This is a genomic window from Cognatundibacterium aquatile (assembly GCF_014699135.1).
GTDB lineage: Bacteria > Pseudomonadota > Gammaproteobacteria > Burkholderiales > Burkholderiaceae_D > Undibacterium > Undibacterium aquatile.
Window position 1 is genome coordinate 177,475 of sequence record NZ_JACOFT010000001.1, and the last position, 19,055, is coordinate 196,529.

At 50.2% G+C, this 19,055-nt stretch carries 10 protein-coding genes and 1 tRNA gene; 4 read left to right on the forward strand and 7 right to left on the reverse strand.

All coding sequences use genetic code 11. The features are described 5' to 3' along the window. Window positions 1-103: 103 nt before the first annotated feature. The 3 genes from H8K26_RS00805 to H8K26_RS00815 all read right to left on the reverse strand — a co-directional run bounded on the left by H8K26_RS00805 (window position 104) and on the right by H8K26_RS00815 (window position 4,340). Window positions 104-1,435 (reverse strand): aminotransferase class V-fold PLP-dependent enzyme, encoded by a 1,332-nt coding sequence (locus H8K26_RS00805; RefSeq protein ID WP_190476644.1) that lies wholly within the window; start codon window positions 1,433-1,435, stop codon window positions 104-106. Between the two features lie 11 nt (window positions 1,436-1,446). After that, a complete protein-coding gene (locus H8K26_RS00810) occupies window positions 1,447-3,855 on the reverse strand; it encodes a TonB-dependent receptor plug domain-containing protein (protein ID WP_190476646.1) in 2,409 nt (802 codons plus the stop codon). Between the two features lie 408 nt (window positions 3,856-4,263). Next, window positions 4,264-4,340 (reverse strand) — tRNA-Arg (locus H8K26_RS00815). Between the two features lie 230 nt (window positions 4,341-4,570). On the opposite strand from H8K26_RS00815, the gene H8K26_RS00820 reads away from it, so the two are divergent. Both H8K26_RS00820 and H8K26_RS00825 read left to right on the forward strand, forming a co-directional pair. Then, a complete protein-coding gene (locus H8K26_RS00820) occupies window positions 4,571-5,110 on the forward strand; it encodes a c-type cytochrome (RefSeq protein ID WP_190476647.1) in 540 nt (179 codons plus the stop codon). 868 nt (window positions 5,111-5,978) lie between these two features. Then, window positions 5,979-8,744, forward strand: a complete 2,766-nt coding sequence (locus tag H8K26_RS00825; protein ID WP_190476650.1) for a TonB-dependent receptor — start codon at window positions 5,979-5,981, stop codon at window positions 8,742-8,744. Between the two features lie 88 nt (window positions 8,745-8,832). Here H8K26_RS00825 and guaD read toward each other — a convergent pair whose 3' ends face one another. The 3 genes from guaD to xdhA all read right to left on the reverse strand — a co-directional run bounded on the left by guaD (window position 8,833) and on the right by xdhA (window position 14,043). Continuing rightward, on the reverse strand, window positions 8,833-10,125 hold the full coding sequence (gene guaD / locus H8K26_RS00830) for a guanine deaminase (protein WP_223826773.1): 1,293 nt from the start codon (window positions 10,123-10,125) through the stop codon (window positions 8,833-8,835). Between the two features lie 109 nt (window positions 10,126-10,234). Next, complete coding sequence (gene xdhB, locus H8K26_RS00835) at window positions 10,235-12,550, reverse strand: xanthine dehydrogenase molybdopterin binding subunit (RefSeq protein WP_190476652.1); 2,316 nt, start codon at window positions 12,548-12,550, stop codon at window positions 10,235-10,237. Continuing rightward, window positions 12,547-14,043, reverse strand: a complete 1,497-nt coding sequence (gene xdhA, locus H8K26_RS00840) for a xanthine dehydrogenase small subunit (RefSeq protein WP_186884038.1) — start codon at window positions 14,041-14,043, stop codon at window positions 12,547-12,549. The genes xdhB and xdhA overlap by 4 nt, the downstream gene beginning before the upstream one ends. Before the next feature lie 474 nt (window positions 14,044-14,517). On the opposite strand from xdhA, the gene H8K26_RS00845 reads away from it, so the two are divergent. Next, complete coding sequence (locus H8K26_RS00845) at window positions 14,518-16,278, forward strand: methyl-accepting chemotaxis protein (protein ID WP_223826774.1); 1,761 nt, start codon at window positions 14,518-14,520, stop codon at window positions 16,276-16,278. Between the two features lie 86 nt (window positions 16,279-16,364). Further along, window positions 16,365-16,712 carry an energy transducer TonB gene (locus H8K26_RS00850; RefSeq protein ID WP_190476654.1) on the forward strand — a complete coding sequence of 116 codons (348 nt, stop codon included), beginning with the start codon at window positions 16,365-16,367 and terminating at the stop codon, window positions 16,710-16,712. Window positions 16,713-16,806: 94 nt separating this feature from the next. Here H8K26_RS00850 and H8K26_RS00855 read toward each other — a convergent pair whose 3' ends face one another. Beyond that, window positions 16,807-18,948: a M3 family metallopeptidase gene (locus tag H8K26_RS00855; RefSeq protein WP_190476656.1), complete on the reverse strand. Its 2,142-nt coding sequence runs from the start codon at window positions 18,946-18,948 to the stop codon at window positions 16,807-16,809. Window positions 18,949-19,055: the final 107 nt, after the last annotated feature.

Here is a 19,055-nt window from a genome sequence, read left to right on the forward strand (position 1 = left end):
TGTGCGAAGGTGAGTATCAGGCCATCGTTGGCGGCTTTTATTCACATATTCATATCACATTGCATCACATCGTATTTCGTCAGGCGAAATACGATGATGTGCATTAAGCTGCGGCCACTTTTTGCATCGCTGCGAGTAAGGCATCAATATGTGATTCGGGAGTAAAAATTCCGGGTGTGACTCTGATGCAGCTGCCAGATACCAGGCCGTTGCGGGGAACCGTAAAAATGCCATATTGCAAGGCGAGTTGTGTTGCTAATCCCGTGGTGTCTTCCGCCTTGGTTTTTCCTTTCAGACGGAATGCGCTGATGGCGCTGCTCAGCCGCGTATCGGACGAGGCCAGCACGTCGACGCCCTTGATCTGGCGCGCGCCTTCGACCCAGCGATTGCGCAAATACTGCAGCCGCGCCTGTTTGTTCGCCACGCCGACGGCGGCGTGCAGATCGAGCGCTTTCGGCAGGCTCAGGTAAGCCGCAAAATTCAGTGTACCGGTGTGCACGCGTGTGCTGATATCGTCGCCATCAGGCTCACCCAGATAAGGGGCAATATCGCGCACGCGCCCACGCTTGATATACACCGCGCCGACACCGACCGGCGCGCCTATCCATTTGTGCAGATTAATGCCGACGAAATCCGCCTGCAGATCAGGAATGCGCATGTCGAGTTGTCCAAAGCCGTGGGCGGTATCGACGATCACATCAATACCGCGTTCGCGCGCCAGTCGGGCAATGTGGGCGACGGGTAAGACCATGCCGTTGCGGTGATTGACATGCGTGAGCAGAATTAATTTCAGGCGCGGATGCTGATCCATCGCTGCCACATAGGCGGCGACCACGGCATCGTAACTGAATGGTTCAGGCATACTGATCGCCACAACGTTGACGCCACGGCGTTGCTTTAACCAGCGCATGGTGGTGATCATATTGTCGTAATCGATATCGGCATACAGCACGCTGTCACCTGCTGTCAGGCGTTGGTAACCCGCGATCAGCACTTGCAAGGCTTCGGTTGCGCCGCGCGTAAATACGATTTCATCTTGGTGAACGCCGAGCGCGTCGGCGGTACGTTTGCGGGCAGTCTCGAATTCGGCAGGAAAGCGCACCCGCCCGTACCAGGCATTACCACGGTTGACCATCGCCAGTTGCTGTTGATAATCGGCCAGCACAGACTTCGACATCGAACCCCAGTAAGCATTGTCGAGCAGGATGACATCATCCGTGATGTCGTATTGTGCTGCGACTGCATTCCAGTAAGCGTTATCACGCGCCAGCGTCGCCGGTGTTGCGCCAACAGGGGCGACCGGCATGGCTGGTGAAGCTGGTGATGGCTGGCCTGCCGCACCTGCGCTACCGGATGCCAGCGGCAGCGTTCCCAACAGTGCTCCTGAGCATAATAAATGACGACGCCTGGCATCGACTTTGTCGTTGTTTTTCATACTGTTACCACTCAAAATTTCACCTTGTATTCAACGTAGAGGCTGCGGCCGTCCGTGTCATACGGTGCGTTACGTGAGTAAATCAGACCACGGCTGGCCTGAAAGCTGGCTTCATCGGGGTATTTATTGAGCAGATTATCGATACCGGCGCGTATCGATTGCTTCTGACTAAGCTTGTAACTGAGGGCGATATCGAGAAACTGAATGCCGCCAAAGCGCTGGAAAATATCGCCGGTCGCATTGCCGGAATTGTCGGTCCAGGCGCCGTAATAGCGAACGCGTGCCAGTGCATCCCAGTTGCCGCTTTCATAGTTACCGCTGATCGTCGCTTTCTGGCGTGGCAGACGTTCTTCGAACACCTTGCGCTGTGCCGCATTGGTGGCGACGCTGGATTGGCCGCTGTCAACCGTGGTTGTATTGTAGTTATATGCCAGTGTCAGATTGAGTTTGCCGTTGCCCAGCTTGCTCAGATGACTACCGACGATATCAATACCGCGTGTCGTGGTGTCGAAGTCATTGGTGAAATAACTGACCGAGGTGTAACGCAGCGGATTCGCGATGCCTGCTGGTACTGCAAATGAAGCTGAGGTGCTGAAACGGTCTGTCACTTTAATGTTGTACACATCGACAGAACCGGAAAAGCCCAACGCATTTTTCCATGTCAGACCGAGCGACAGATTTTGTGATTTTTCGGGTTTCAATGGCTGTGCGCCGAGCAGAATCGCGAGCGGATCATTATTCGCCAGACGTCCGCTGGTGAACAGCAAGAGTGTTTTTGTATCCAGACCCTGACCGGTGCTGTTGGTATTTGATTGTCCCGGCGTTGGAGCGCGGAAACCGGTCGAGTACGAACCGCGCAAGGCCGTATCCGGATTCAATGCATAGCGCGCCGACAGCTTGCCGTTGACGGTGTTACCGAATTCTGAAAAATGTTCATAACGCACGGCGGCACCGAGATTCAGCGCTTTGCTGACCGGCGCTTCGATGTCAAGGTAGGCGGCATAACTATCCTGTCCCCAGCTACCGGCCTGCCTGTCACTGAAGCCCGGTGCGCCGTTAGAATTAGCATCCAGCCCGATCGCAGCGCCGGGGCCGACCGTATATGAGGCGACCTCACCTGCTTTGACGCCGTAGGTTTCGTTCCGGACTTCAGTACCAAACGCAATATTGAGCGGTTGCGCCATTGATGCAACTGGTAACTCGTAGTTGACGTTCGCATTCAGAATTTTTTCTTCCTGCGACAGACGTCCGAGGTAAAACGCCGTCGGGCTGGTTGGCCCCATCGACGCATTAATAGAATTCGCCAGTTTATAGTCGATGCGGTTGCGGCCATAGGAGGCGCTGACATCCCAATTCATGCGCTCGCTCGCCTGCCCGCGTAGGCCAGCGACGAACTGCACATCATCCTGCTCATTGGAATAGCTGGGGCTGAAACCGACAGGGTACAAACGACGCAAATCCCAGCCGGGGAATACGCTGCTGGTTTTGTACGCACCGGTGCTTGTGTCTGGATTGCGCCAATTGAAATCAGAGGTGCCGTCGCCGCTGCTATATAAGCCATAGCTGTACAGCGCGATTGTGTCGCTGAGGTTCATGCTGGCGTTGAAACCGATGCGCTTGCTTTCTAATTCAGGCTGACCCCAGCGTTGTACTGGATTCGGCACGTTCAGTTCCGGATGCGCCGCCTGAAACGCAATCGCATCGGCTCGCTGGCGCGTGCGTGAAGTAGGATCAGACTTGGCCAGCGCGCCGAAGATCGTCGCTTTTCCAGCGTCGCCGAATGTGAAGCCCGTCTTCAGATTCACTTCATTGCTCTTGCCATCGCCTTCAGAATATTGCGAATGGCGAACCGAGAATTCCGTACCCGGCGTATCGTCAAGAATGATGTTGATCACACCGGCAATCGCATCCGAGCCATATTGTGCAGACGCGCCATCGCGCAGAACTTCTATGCGTTTGATCGCGCTGACAGGAATCTGCGCCAGATCTGCGGCCTGCGCACCGCGTGAACCAAGAAGCGCGCTGCGATGGAAACGTTTGCCATTGATCAGCACCAGCGTCTGGTCGGGTGATAAGCCGCGCAAGGTCGCGGGTCGCACGAAGACCTGACCATCTGCCATCGGCAGACGCTGTACCACATACGAAGGCACCAGTTGTGCCAGCACATTATTCAGATCAGATGAATCGACAGAGCGGATATCTTCCCGGTTAAACACATCAACCGGTGCCATGGTGTCAAATTGGGTACGATTGCTGCCGCGTGTGCCCGTGACGATCACCGCCTGAGCCCCAGCTTCTTCATTGCCGGTCACGGACGGCGTAGTCAGATTATTTTGTGCTTGCGCTTGTGGGGTCAACAATGCATTCAGGCTACACAGTAATGCCACGGCTTGTGCGATGCGGGTACGGGATAAAGTCATTGGATACGTTCTCTGTGTTTGAGTCTGTCAGGCAACTCCGCGTTTGGCAAAAATGTTAACAAATTGCAGTAATTATCACGAAGTTAATTTTACTCACATTAAAAGCATTTAAATCATGCGAATGATGCGAAGCAGTCAGATACTAAGAACGAAATGTTTCTCTGGCGTGACATCTGTTATCTATCTCTTTACGGATATCACGGATAGACAAATCAGATGTGAAATGTTGATGTTTGGCAACAACGAGGTAGGTGATTTGCGTTTGGAACACATGTTCCGACCAGCTATCGGTATCGCAGACAGCAGATGTGCTTAGTCGGGAAGATCAACGGCAATCAACACGTTTCAGTGTTTTTTTGACGAGACGCCTTCAACTAGCGAATGCCGGAGAATGAATGAAAGGAAGTGTGGTGCGCCAGACACGAATCGAACGTGCGACCCCAGCCTTCGGAGGGCTGTACTCTATCCAACTGAGCTACTGGCGCGGTGAGGATGTTGCAAGGCCAGCATTTTAACCTAATTTCCATCGTTTCTTGTAAATCACTTCGCGCTTTTTGTCGCAGATGATCAGCAGATTCGCTGATACTGATCAGAGAAACTCCGCTTTTCGTTCCAAACCCTTATCTTTCGCTCTATAATCAAAAACTTTGATACCAGCCACTTCCAGTCGCTGGCGGGCAACCGGAACGACCATTTCATTTGCAACGAGGACACCATGAGCGACGCGCACGACGAACACGAATCAGCGATTAAGACACCAAAGCAACTTATCGTTGCGATTCTCGCCGGATTTCTGGTCCCCATTATCGCTATTGTTTTATTGGTTCAATATGTAGCCAATGATAAAAAAGTTGGCGCTGGTTCATCTGCGCAAACGCCGGAAGCGATTGCCGCGCGTATTCACCCGATCGCTGATCAGGGTTTTACATTCCAAGACAACACTGGCCCTAAACAATTACAGTCAGGCGAAGCCGTCTATAAAATGGTTTGCTCCGCATGTCATGACTCCGGTGCTGCTGGTGCGCCAAAATTTGCCGATGCTGCTGCCTGGGCGCCACGTATTGCTCAGGGCTACGATACAGTGTTAACGCACGCGCTTGGCGGTTTGCGCGCAATGCCAGCCAAAGGCGGCAATCCTGATCTGGACGATGTCGAAGTTGCTCGCGCTGTGGTGCATCTGGCAAATGCAGGTGGCGCCAAATTTAAAGAGCCGGAAGTCAAAGCGGCAGCAGAGGCGGATGCTTCAGCGAAATAAACACATGCTGCGTCACTTGCACGATAAGTGCTGTGACTGAGTGTAGTAATAAAAAAGCCCTCGTTTTTACGAGGGCTTTTTTGTTTGTTGCTTAGTGCGAAATAAGTCTCTCACGTCAACAGATACGTAAAACATTCATGCCGCGTAAGCGCTGGTCTTGAATAAGCAACTGCTTTTACCTCATTGCTTGCATGCTGATTTATACGAGGTTGGTGCTGCTACATTCCTAAAAATATGTCTACTCAGTTTGAATTGCAAAATTTCCACAAAATGGTGCAAAAATATTTTTTGCCACAAAATGGTGCAAATAAGTCAAATTTTCTCTTCCCGAGATCTTTTATCGTCATAAAAGCTGTCTTTCCCAGAAGTAAATATAAGTCAATCTATTTGCTATTTTTTAGCTCCCATCGGGCATTCTTCGGCCATTTGTGATGATTTGATAAATAAAATGCAGATTGAACAAAAAACGACAATCGATCAAATAATTTATATTGCTTTGCACAAAAAAAGCGCGAGTCTCTGAGGGACGTTTTTTTATTGAAAAATCGATGTTGTTTTTTTGCGAAGGCAAAAAAAAACCAGATTGACACTAAGAGTACCCAGATGTTTCTATGACGAATAATATTTTTTTGACAGAATTATTTACATAAATGGGTTCGTATGAATGGGCTTATTTACATAGAACAAAAGCTATAACAACGTGTAAAAATCTGCAAAAAATATTTAACGGGGTGTTGGACATTGTGTATTGCAGCAGGATTGATTCATTTTTGATCGTAAAACATACACAAAAATAACAAGCAGCAGAGAACGGGGTTTTTCATCGTTTCTTGTTGCTTATTGTTTAATTGGATACTTAGGAACTCACATGTCAAAAAATATAGTTTTTAAAAAAACGCTGGTTGCCCATGCGTTGACGATGGCGTTTGGTGTTGCAGCATTACCTGGTCTGGCAATGGCGCAAGAAGCACAGCGCGTAGAAATTACCGGCTCCTCCATTAAACGAGTTGACTCGGAAACAGCCTTACCTGTTCAAATTGTGACAAAGGCTGAGATCGCGCAAAGCGGTGTAACGAGTACACAAGATTTACTCGCTTCGATTTCTGCGGTTTCTGCGGGCGGAAGCATATCGAACGCAAGTGGAGCAGGTACATCGACTGGTGGTTTGTCAACTATTTCTCTGCGTGGCATAGGTGACTCACGTACGTTGGTTTTAGTGAACGGACGTCGTTTAGCGCCATTTGCAAGTGGCGGTGGTACTGTTGTCAACGTCAATTCTATTCCGCTGGCTGCTATTGAGCGTGTGGAAATCTTGAAAGATGGTGCCTCAGGTATTTACGGTAGTGATGCGATGGCCGGTGTTGTCAATTTCATCTTGAAGACGAAATATGATGGCATTGAGATCAGTAGCCAATTGGGCTCTCCAACTACTAGCGGCGGCGGTCAAAATGGACGTGCTTCCATCGTTGCGGGTTTCGGTACTGAAAGCGGAATTAGTGGTGTGGTCTCTGGATCATATGAAAAAGAAAAGGCGCTCTTTGGTAAAGACCGCTCATATGCTAAATCTGCAAACAACTTCCCTTATTATGGCGCTGGTGCGACAGGCCAAGGTAACATTCAGGGTACTTGGACTCCCGGAGGAGGTGATGATCAAGCAACAGGCGGTAGCGGTTATGGCAATCCAATGGCTGCATCAGGTCAATGTGGTGCCATTGGTATGGTGGCCTATCCAGGATTATCTTCGAAGAAGCAAAAATATTGTGCGTATGACAGTGGTCCCGATGTTGGCTTGACACCAGATCGTGAACTTATCAACTTCACTGGTAATTTGAATTACAAAGTGAACGATAGCCTTCAGTTGTTTGCTGATGCTATGTATTCCCAAAGTAAGGTTACTCAAACTTTCCAAGCATCTCCTGCGCGTAGTGATTTCTTTGATACAGATGCCTTATTCGATACAAAAAAAGTTGAACGTGCGTTATTACTTTACCCAAATAACCCAGCCTACCAGACGATCGCAGTTCCGTATTTGAACCAAATCGGTCAATCTAGCATGATTGGCAAACCGTTGGCTATTACTGCTCGTGTAAAAGATTTTGGCCAACGTTCTGGTGTTGATACTGCGGATCAATACAGAATGGTAATTGGCGCGAAAGGTACCATAGCGAATCAAGACTACGAAGTTGCTTATGCAACCAATAAGTCTAAATTGACGAGCAACGTCACTAGCGGCTATTTCTCTCAGGTTGCTTATGCTCAAGCAATTAATGATCCTAATAGCGGCTGGAATCCATGGGCTCCAGGAGGAGTTCAAAATGCGGCTTTGACATCAAAAATTCAAGCTGCAGCGTTCGCTGGTGACTATTTGTCTGCAACATCAAAGCTGGATACATTTGATGCTAAGATTGCTGGCGACTTATTTAATTTGGGTAATGCTCCTGTTCAGTACGCTGCGGGTGCTCAGTCAACTAAACAAAATTATGCATTGAATCCAAGTCAAGTTTATATTGACGGTGACATCGCTGGTTTGGGAGGCACTATTGTTCCTTTGGATAAGAGCCGCACAATTAATTCTTTCTTCGCTGAAGTTAATGTTCCTGTATTGAAAAACCTGGATGGTAACGTGTCGGTTCGCAATGACCGTTATAGCGATGTTGGTAACACGACGAACTACAAAGCAAATGTTCGTTACCAACCAGTGAAGTCGGTATTGTTGCGTACATCTTATGGTACTGGCTTCCGCGCACCTACTTTGGTTGATTTATGGTATCCGCAAACGTTAGGTACTTCTGCACAATTTGACGACCCTACGACTAATCAATTTTCGATACAGGCAAATCAAAAATCTGGTGGTAATCCGGATTTGAAGCCAGAGAAATCGAAACAGTTCTCGATGGGTATCGTATTGCAACCTACAAACAATCTGAGTCTGAGTTTAGACTGGTTCCGAATCAGAATTAGTGATTATATTTCTACTCCAACTGAGCAAGAAATTGTCGATGGCTTCCGTCGCGGAGATCCTACCTACGCAAAATCAGTAATTGTAGATGCAAGTAATAACATCACACGTCTCATTGCCGTTACAGCCAACGCAGGTACTGCTGATGTGCAAGGCTTGGACGTTGCTGCAAACTGGAAAGACAAATTTTCATTCGGTGGTTTGAATGTGAATTTGAACGGTACTTACATGAACAAATTTGACCAGACTTCACCTGGCGGTCAGTTATACGGTAAGGTCGGTACTTTGGTTAATGATGTTGCTGGAACTGCTACACCAGTTATTGGTTCGAACAGCGGTGGTGTGATTCTGCGTTGGAAACATCAATTGTCTGCTACTTGGACACGTGACGCATGGGCGACAACTTTTATCCAAAATTATTCGTCTAGTTATCGTACTAAAAACACGACTCAGGATCTGCCTAACTTTATTGGCGATTCGCAAATATATGATCTGAACGTGACTTATACTGGTATCAAAAATGCGACGCTGGCTGTAGGTGTTAAAAATCTGTTTGATAAAAAACCAGATGTATTTATTCCTGCAACCAATCAGTTCCAAAGTGGCTATGATATTTACCAATATGATCCACGCGGTCGTTTCTTGTACGTGACTGCATCTTATAAGTTTAAATAAGAACACTTGGATTAAGTTCATTTAATCCAAAAATTTAAAGGATCTGGAATTGAAATATTCCAGATCCTTTTTTTTAAGGAGCGACAGTTTAAACGCAGACTCCCGCCGCATAAGTCGCTGCAATACTGCGGTCATCTCCCAATAACGCCAATGCAAACAGTAATTCTTCCAATGAATTACAACTGGCGGTACGCCGTTTCAGCAGCGGTGTGGCTTGCGGGTCGAGTAGGATAAAGTCTGCTTCGGCACCGGTCACGAAATTACCGATATAGCCTTCCAGTTGCATACTGCGTGCGCCGCCTAAGGTGGCGAGATAAAACATCTTGGTTGCGGGCAGATAGGTACCGCCCATACGGGCCACTTTGTACGCGGCGTTCATCGTTTGCAGCATAGAAAACGAGGTGCCGCCGCCGACGTCGGTCGCCAGCGACAGCGGGACGTTTTGGGCTTCGGCTCGCTGAAAATTAAATAAGCCGCTGCCCAGAAACAGATTCGATGTCGGGCATAAGGCGACGGCGGATCGGGTGGCCGCCATGCGCGCACGGTCTTCATCGTTGAGCCAGATACAGTGGGCAAACATCGCACGTTCCCGCATCAGGCCATAGCGATCATAAATATCGAGATAACTGCGCGCTTCAGGAAACAGCGAGCGTGCCCAGGCGCATTCATCCCGATTTTCTGCCACATGTGTCTGAATAAAGGTATCGGGGTAGGCACGTGCTAACTCACCAGCGAGCTGCATTTGCGCCGGGCTGGAAGTCGGCGCAAAACGTGGTGTGATCGCATACAGCTGGCGGCCATGTTTATGCCATTTTTTGATCAGGGTTTCGCTGTCGCGGATGCCGCCTTCTGCGGTGTCGCGTAAAAATTCCGGGCAGTTTCTATCCATCAGTACTTTACCCGCGACCATGCGTAAGTTGCGTGCCGCGCTCGCTTCGAAAAAGGCATCGACCGATGCCGGATGCACGGTGCAATACACCATCGCGGTGGTGGTGCCGCAACGCAGTAATTCATCCAGAAAAAAATTGGCGACTTCCTGCGCGTGCAGGGGATTTTCAAATTGTCTTTCCGCTGGAAACGTATATTGTTCCAGCCAAGGCAGCAGCCCCGGTGCCGGTGACGCAATGATGTCGGTCTGCGGATAATGGATATGCGTATCGATGAACCCGGGAGTAATGATTTTGCCGGGGAAGTGCTCAACCACGACGTGATCAGGCAGCGTCGATTTTAACTGTTGATAATCGCCCGCTGCCTGAACGTGGCCATCATTGACGATCAGCAGGCCGTCTTCATGCCAATGTGTTCCATCCGGATTACGCAGTGGATCATCGGTAAAGTGCAGCAGGCTTGCACGGTAGGCTTGCATATTGTGGATAGTCATCTGGTTCTGTCGGACAGAGATTTGATGCGGCTCGCAGGGCTAATTTGCCCGAAAAGCCGCATCAATATTGGGTGATTGTTTGAAAAAATGTATTCTTGATCCGCGTATCTTAATCGCGAATCGCATTCACTGCGCGCAGTATGGCTTCACTGGTTGCTGGCGCAGGTAAAGGCGGATGTCGTTGGTGATCCGCGACGCTGGCAATTGCATCGCGTATCGCAAAGAATACGGAAAAAGGCAATAACAGTGGTGGTTCGCCTACGGCTTTTGATCTGTGTATGCTGTCAGCGACGTTTGTATTTTTAAACAGGCTGACGCGGAAATCTTCCGGGCAATCTGAGATTGCCGGTATCTTATACGTCGATGGTGCATGCGTGGTCAATTTACCGTTGGCATTCCATACCAATTCTTCCGTTGTTAGCCAACCCATACCTTGTATGAATGCGCCTTCTACCTGGCCTTTGTCAATCGCAGGGTTGAGTGAATGACCTGCATCGTACAACACATCGGCGCGTAACAATTTCCATTCGCCCGTCAGCGTATCGACGACCACTTCTGATGCTGCCGCGCCGTAGGCATAGTACGAAAACGGATTACCCTTCATGGATTTGCCGTCCCAATACAAATCCGGCGTCGCATAAAAGCCATCGGACCATAATTGCACTCGCGCCAGATAGGCTTTCTGCACCAGTTCTGCAAACAAAACAGTATTGCCGCCTGAGCTGATGTGGCCATCAAAGAAGCTTACTTCGTTGGCGATGCCGCCAAGGGTCGCAGCCGCAAATGTGGCGAGCCGATCGCGTATTTGGCGTGCTGCAGCTTGTGCCGCCTTACCATTCAGATCGGTACCGGTCGATGCAGCGGTGGCAGATGTGTTGGCCACCTTCGTGGTATCGGTTGCCGTCACTTTCACGGCGGTCAGTGGTACACCGAGCTCGTGCGCCACCACCTGAGCCACTTTGGTGTTGAGTCCCTGCCCCATTTCGGTGCCGCCATGATTGACCAGCACGGAGCCATCCAGATACACATGTACCAGGGCACCAGCCTGATTCAGATGCGTCACGTTGAAGGCGATACCGAATTTGTGCGGCGTCAGTGCCAGCCCTTTTTTCAGCACAGGGTTGGTCGCGTTGAATTTTGCAATCGCTGCCCGGCGTGCTCTATAGTCGCTACTCTGTTCTAATTCACTGACCAGCTCGTGTATCACGTTATCGACCACTTTTTGACCATAGTGGGTGACGTTTCTGCCTTCGTTGTCATTGCGTCCGTAAAAATTCAGCTGCCGCACATCCAGCGCATCTTTGCCAAGATGGCGGGCGATATCGTCGATGATATGTTCTATCAGTATCGCGCCTTGCGGACCGCCGAAGCCGCGAAATGCGGTGTTCGATTGCGTATTTGTCTTGCAGCACATGGCGCGGATATCGACGTCGGACAGGAAGTAAGCATTATCCAGATGGCAAACTGCGCGGGTAGCGACCGGGCCGGACAGATCGGCGGAAAATCCGGCACGCGACAGCATTTGTACTCTGACGCCAAGCATCAGCCCTTCATCGTTGTAACCGACTTCATAGTCGTAGTGGAATTCGTGACGCTTGCCCGTCACCAGCATATCGTCGTCGCGATCTGCACGGAGCTTGACTGGTCGTTGCAGTTTGAACGCACACAGAGCAGCAACACCAGCCCATAACGCTGATTGCGATTCTTTACCGCCGAAGCCACCGCCCATACGCCTGCATTCGACTTGCACACTGTGCGAAGGAATAGCCAGCGCATGAGCGACGACGTGCTGCATTTCGCTAGGATGCTGAGTTGAGCAGGCGACGTACATGCCCTGCGCTTCTTTTGGAATCGCATACGCGATCTGGCCTTCAAGATAAAACTGTTCCTGGCCGCCGACCTGCCATTTGCCACGGATGCGGTGCGGTGCGTCGGTAAGAGCTTGCTGCGCATTTCCACGCGCCAGTGACATCGGTGGCAGCACATACGATTGTTGTTCGTGCGCGGCGCGCGGATGCAGGACGGCCGGCAGTGGTTCGTAATCGACTTTTGCCAGGCGAACGGCGCGGCGAGCCAGTTCATGCCTGCGGGCAACCACGGCGAACAGCGGCTGACCGACATACTCAACGACGCCGTCTGCCAGTATCGGGTCATCTTTGATGATAGGACCACACTGATTGCTGCCGGGGAAATCACGGGCAGTGAATACGGCAATCACTCCCTGCGCCTGTCGCACGGCATCCAGATCCATATTGCGCACCAGCGCATGTGCTTGCGCTGATAAGCCGAGTGCAGCATGCAGCGTGCCCTGCGTTTCAGGAATATCATCGGTGTAATTTGCGCTGCCACTGACGTGCAACACGGCGGATTCATGCGGATGCGATTTACCTACTTCCGCCCACGGTGTTTCGTTTTGCCTGATCATACGGACTCCTCTGCTGAGCTTGTGTCAGCCGCAGCCGCAAATGGATTGAGTAAGGCGGTCGGTAGAGCATCGTCTGCGCGCGTTTCCAACCAGAAGCGACGCAACAGATTTTGCGCGGTCTGCAGGCGATACTCTGCTGATGCACGCATGTCGCTGAGTGGTGCGTAATCTTCGGCTAAGGCTAGCATCGCCGTTTGCAATGTTGCTTCATTCCAGACTTGTTGTTCCAGCGCGGTTTCGGCATGCGTTGCCCGTTTCGGCGTTGCAGCCATTCCGCCGAAGGCGATTCTGACTTCTGACAATATTCCATTTTGCAACTGTGCTGAAAAGGCGGCACACACAGCAGAGATATCCTGATCAAAACGTTTCGCCAGTTTATAGGTACGGAAAATTTTTCCGGCGCCCGGTAAAGGAATGCGTATCGCAGCGACGATCTCAGTCGGGCGCAAGTCCTTCTGCTGATAACCGAGATAAAAATCTTCCAGCGCCAGCTCGCGTTCGCCATCAGCGCTTTTCAGGACGATACGACTACCCAGTGCAATCAGCCACGGCATAGAATCACCGATCGGTGAACCATTGGCGACATTGCCGCCCAGTGTGCCCGCGTGGCGTATCGGTAACGACGCGAAACGCTGCCACAACTCGCTTAATTCCTGCGGATAATATTCACACAATGCGCGATAGGCCTCGTCCAGCGTGACTGCGGCGCCGATCTCCAGAACATCATTTTTCTCAGTTACCGAGCGCAACTCTTCAACGTGTCCCAGATAAATAATATCGCCCAGTTCACGGAATTGTTTGGTCACCCATAAGCCAATATCTGTGCCGCCTGCGAGCAGACAGGCCTGTGGATGAGCGGCCCGCAAGCGGACTAATTCTGCCATCGTGCGTGGCGCATAAAAGTGTTGGCCCTGCCAGACATACTCCAGCGTTTCACTGCGAACCAAGCCCGCCAGTATGGCTGCCAACCCGGCCTGATCGAAATCCTGACGCGGTAATTCTTCCATACGATGCGCGGCGTCAATGATGGGGCGGTAACCGGTGCAACGACACAGATTACCGGATAAAGCGATATCGATTTGTTTGCGTTGCAGGGGCGCTGACTCCGGGCTTCTTTGCAAATACAGGTCCCACAAAGACATCACAAATCCCGGCGTACAGAAGCCGCATTGTGACGCGTGGCACTCCACCATCGCTTGCTGCACCGGATGCAAAGGTGCTTCCTGGCTCAGGTCTTCCACCGTGAAAATAGCCTTGCCATCGAGCGTAGGCATGAGCTGCAGACAGGCATTCACGGATTTCATTTCGACTTTGCCATCCCGCAGTTCACCAGTAACAACGGTGCAGGCGCCGCAATCACCTTCGGCACAGCCTTCTTTGGTACCGGTGCAATGCAGGTCTTCGCGCAAGTGCTGGAGCAGGGTACGGGTGGGCGGCAAATGGTCTGCCTCGTGAATTTGTCCCTGGAAAAAATAACGTATCAGCCCAGACATGAGAATCCCGTGTAGAAGTGTTGTGAAATTGCACGCAGCAGTCGAGAGTGACGTGAATCGTGAAGGTTAGCATTCAGATAAATTAAATTTATATCGAAATGATGATGCTGACTATCAACAGCAGAATTTATGCCAGCGAATCGATAAAAAGAAGGGGAATAACAAAGAAAGTTCTGAGCACAGTGGCTCTTACAAAAGCATAATTAGTTTGCACAAAAATAGTGCAGACTGCATTAGTTGCCAACGAATAAATGAAAACTATTTATTTCGCAATAGTTATTGAACATGTGTGAAAAAAAAGTGTAAAAAAATGTTTCCATCTGGAAAAATTACAGTATATTTCCTACCTGAATGTTACAAAGTGCGAGTTGATTCTGAACAAAACCAGGACTTGCAATCAGGGGACAGGCACATAAGTTGCTGAAATTTTAGCGCTTTTGAATGTTTTAATTCTTTTTCAAAGTAGTGGCGTAAATGAATCTATCAAAAATGACTGTTGGTAAACGCCTGGGGCTGGGTTTTGCTCTGGTTTTAATATTTTTGATCGCACTGACGATCGTCGGTGTTTTCCGGATGTCTCAAATTCAGGGGCGTCTCGAAAAGATCGTGAATGTCAGTAACGTCGAAACCCGACTGGCACTCGATATGCGGGCGATCGTCTATGACCGTATGGTGGCTTTACGCAACCTGACCTTGCTCAATGACGAGGGGGACATGGAAAAAGATCTGAAGAACATCGCCGAACAGTCAAAAAAATACGCGGAAGCGAGTGAAAAACTGATCAAGCTTGCGCAATCGGCCGATGTCGTTTCGGGTGAAAAGAAAGCCATATTCGATAAATTGAAAGAGCGCGAAACAGCCGCTGCTTCTTTGCCGGAAAAAGCCAAGGCGCTTGGTCTGGCGAACGATCAGGAAATGGCGACCATCACCCTGATCAAAAAACTGCGTCCGGTTCAGCAAGGCTGGCTCGATACTCTGGATGAATTGGTTGTATTGGAAGATAAACTGAATTCTGAAGTCGCCAGCGAAGCAAACTCAGCATTTAAATCGGCGACCAGCCTGATGCTGATTCTTGGTCTGATGGCATTAGCAGGCGGTATCGCGGCGGCGTTTTATATCAGCCGCAGTCTGATCCGGCAACTTGGTGGTGAGCCTGATTATGCGGCACAGATTGCCGGTCAGATTGCTGCGGGCGAACTGAGCGCGCCGATAGACGTCAGAAATGGTGATCAGTCCAGTCTGATATTTGAAATGAAAAACATGCGTGACAGTCTGGTCAATATCGTCGCGCAAGTGCGTTCCGGTACCGACACGATCGCTACCGCCTCCAGTGAGATCGCGACTGGTAACCTGGATCTCTCTTCCCGTACCGAGCAACAGGCGAGCTCACTGGAAAAAACGACTTCATCCATGCGTGAGCTGACTATCACCGTCAAGCAAAATGCCGATAATGCGCGTGAAGCGAATCAATTGGCTGCCTCTGCTTCGGAAGTTGCTCGTCAGGGTGGGGCGGTGGTTGCCCAAGTGGTTGAGACCATGGGTGACATCAACACGTCGTCAAACAAGATTGTCGACATCATCAGTGTGATTGATGGCATCGCATTCCAGACGAATATTCTGGCGCTGAATGCTGCGGTGGAAGCTGCGCGCGCCGGTGAGCAAGGACGTGGTTTCGCCGTTGTAGCAGCAGAAGTCCGTAATCTGGCGCAGCGTAGCGCCGCTGCTGCGAAAGAAATCAAAACGCTGATTGATAATTCCGTCGAAAAAGTTGAAATCGGTGCGCGGCTGGTGGGTCAGGCTGGCGTGACGATCGATCAGGTGGTCACCAGTGTTAAGCATGTGACCGAGATCATGACGGAAATTACGGCAGCAAGTCAGGAACAGAGTGCCGGTATTGAGCGTGTGAACCACGCGATTATCGAAATGGATGGCGTGACGCAGCAAAATGCGGCGCTGGTAGAGCAGGCTGCAGCAGCTGCTCAAAGTTTGCAGGATCAGGCCGCTGAATTGGCAAATGTGGTGGGTGTATTCAAACTCGACAAAAATGAAGGTCTCTTATCATTTCAGTCGGCACCAGCGAAACCGGCCGCACCGGTTGTGAAACGCATAGAGCCTGCAATGAGAGCGGCAAAATCCAAGGCAAAAGCCAGTCCGGTGAAATCTTTACCTGCCGCAAAACCTGCTGTGAAAAAAGCCGCATCTGCTGCCAGCGATGATGGCTGGGAAGAGTTTTGATTAATCGTCAGACTAGGCGGCAGAATCAGCAGTAACAAGACATAAGCACCACATTTTTATATTGATCAGAAATGAAAAGAAATACCATGATGAAATCTTCGCGTTCTTTCCTTATCTCAGCCATGTTGTGTGTGGCTGCTTCTTCGGTGATGGCTGCTGAAACAGCGCCTGTGATGGATAATAAATCCTGCGACCCACCGAAGTATCCGAAAGCGGCTTTGATGAACGAAGAGAGCGGCACGGTGACGATGGGATTTCTGGTTTCTGCTGACGGTAAAGTCGTAGAATCGAAAGTAGAAAAATCTAGTGGCTCACGCAGCTTGGATAAGGCGGCCATCGGTGCTTTTAGCCAATGTAAGTTCAAGCCCGGCACAAAAGACGGCAAAGCCGAGCAGGCTTGGGTGAAAACTGATTTTGTCTGGAAACTGGAATAAGTTCAGTAAGAAATTAAAAAAAGGGGGAAGACGCAATGTCTTCCCCCCTTTTTTATCGTATGGCAAGACCTGCAGGTCTTGCCAGTTGCTTGTTTTATTTTAAGCCGCGACGCAACAGTAATGGGTCGATTTTTGGATCGCGCCCACGGAAGTTGCGGAACGACTCCATAGGATCGATACTGCCGCCGCGTGACAGCAATTGCTGACGGAACCAATCGCCGTTTTTCCGCGTCAGCCCGCCATTTTCTTTAAACCATTCAACGGTATCGGCATCCAGTACTTCACTCCACAGATAAGCGTAGTAGCCAGCAGAGTAGCCGCCGCCGAATATGTGGGAGAAATACGTGGAGCGATAGCGTGGCGGTACCGGTGCAAAATCAACGCCAGCTTCTTTCAGTGCCACATTTTCAAACGCAATCGCATCGCTTGGTATCTGCGCCGGTGTCAGCTGATGCCAGCGCTGATCAAGTAAGGATGCCGCCAGATACTCTGTGGTCGCAAAGCCTTGATTGAACTTGTTGCTGGCGGTGATTTTGTCGACCAGCGCCTGAGGAATGACCTCACCTGTTTTGTAATGCTTGGCGTAGTTCTTCAAGACTTCAGGCCAGGTTGCCCACATCTCGTTGACTTGTGAAGGATACTCGACAAAATCGCGCGGTACATTGGTACCGGAGAAGCGTGGGTAGTGTACTTGTGAGAACAGGCCGTGCAGCGCATGGCCGAATTCATGGAACGCCGTTTTCACCTCATCCGCGGTTAGCAAGGTCGGTTCGCCTTTTGGTGGCTGCGGAATATTCAGGTGATTCGCAATCACGGGTTTTTTGTTGAACAGCGTCGATTGTTCGACATACGAGTTCATCCATGCGCCGCCACGTTTGCTGTCACGGGCGTACATATCGGCAATAAACAACGCCATCGATTTACCATCGGCATCGAATACTTCAAACACTCTGACGCTGGGGTGATAGACAGGTAAATCTTTTCGCTCTTTAAAGCTGATACCGTACAACTGATGCGCGGCAAAAAACACGCCATTTTGTAATACGCTGTCGAGTTCAAAATACGGGCGTAACTGGGTATCGTCAAACGCATATTTTGCGGTACGCAATTGCTCGGTGTAGTAGGCCCAGTCCCATGCCGCGAGCTTAAAGTCGCCATGGTTGGCATCAATAATTTTTTGTAATTCAGCGGCTTCATTTTTGGCGTTGGCGACTGCTGCCGGTGCCAGTTCGCTCAGCATTTTATTGACGGCAGTGGTGGTTTTCGCCGTTTCATCTTCGAGGCCGTAGGCGGCGTAATTCGGATAGCCCAGCAATTGGGCACGTTCTGCGCGCAGGCGGGCTAATTGCAGAGCTGTATCGCGGTTATCGAAATCACCGCCGTGGCTGCCACGATTAACAGAGGCTTCCTGCAAACGCTGACGCACAGCGCGGTCTTCGAGGCTGGCCAGATACGGTTGTCCAGAGGTATTCATCAATGGGATCAGATATTTACCATCCAGCCCTTTGGCTTTTGCTGCTGCGGCTGCGGTGTTGATTTCACCTTCAGACAAGCCTTTTAACTGCTCTTTATGTTCAACGATGACGGCCGATGCATTGGTTTCTTTCAATACATTCTGGCTGAATTTTGTGCCTAACGATGCCAGTTGGGCATTGATTGCTTTGAGTTTGGCTTTATCGCTGTCTGATAATTTTGCACCGGCACGCACGAAATCGGTGTAGTAACGATCCAGCAAGCGATTGGATTCGGCGTCGAGTTTCAGTTTGTCGCGTTGGCTGATGATGGCGTTGATGCGTTTAAACAGCTTCGCATTCATCAGAATCACGTCCTGATGAGCGGACAATTTCGGCGCCAGATCGGTGGACAGTGATTCCAGTGTCGGGTTGGTGTTAGTAGCGATCTGATTGAAAAAGATTGTGCTGACGCGGTTCAGCGCCTGCCCTGCGCGTTCCAGCGCTACTACCGTATTATCAAAAGTTGGTTTGGCGGTGTTGTTGCCAATCGCATTGATTTCGGCCAGATGCAAACGCATGCCTTCTGCAAACGCTGGCGCATAGTGTTCGTTTCTGATCTGATCGAAGGCTGGATATTCATACGCCAGAGTACTGGCTGCCAACAGAGGATTGGCTGCAAGCGCTTTATTCATAAGGGGTTTGCTGGTCGGTGCTGAAGTGACGGAGGGATCTGCGGCAACGCTGGATTGTATTGCCAGCGCAGAACACAGCAGCATGAGCATGGATTTGTTCATGGGAATCAGATCTGAAAAATAGGAGTTGAAAAGAATAACATCAGACTTCGTGCTGAGAAAATAATTCCTTAAAATTATCTAAATCGATCAGATCA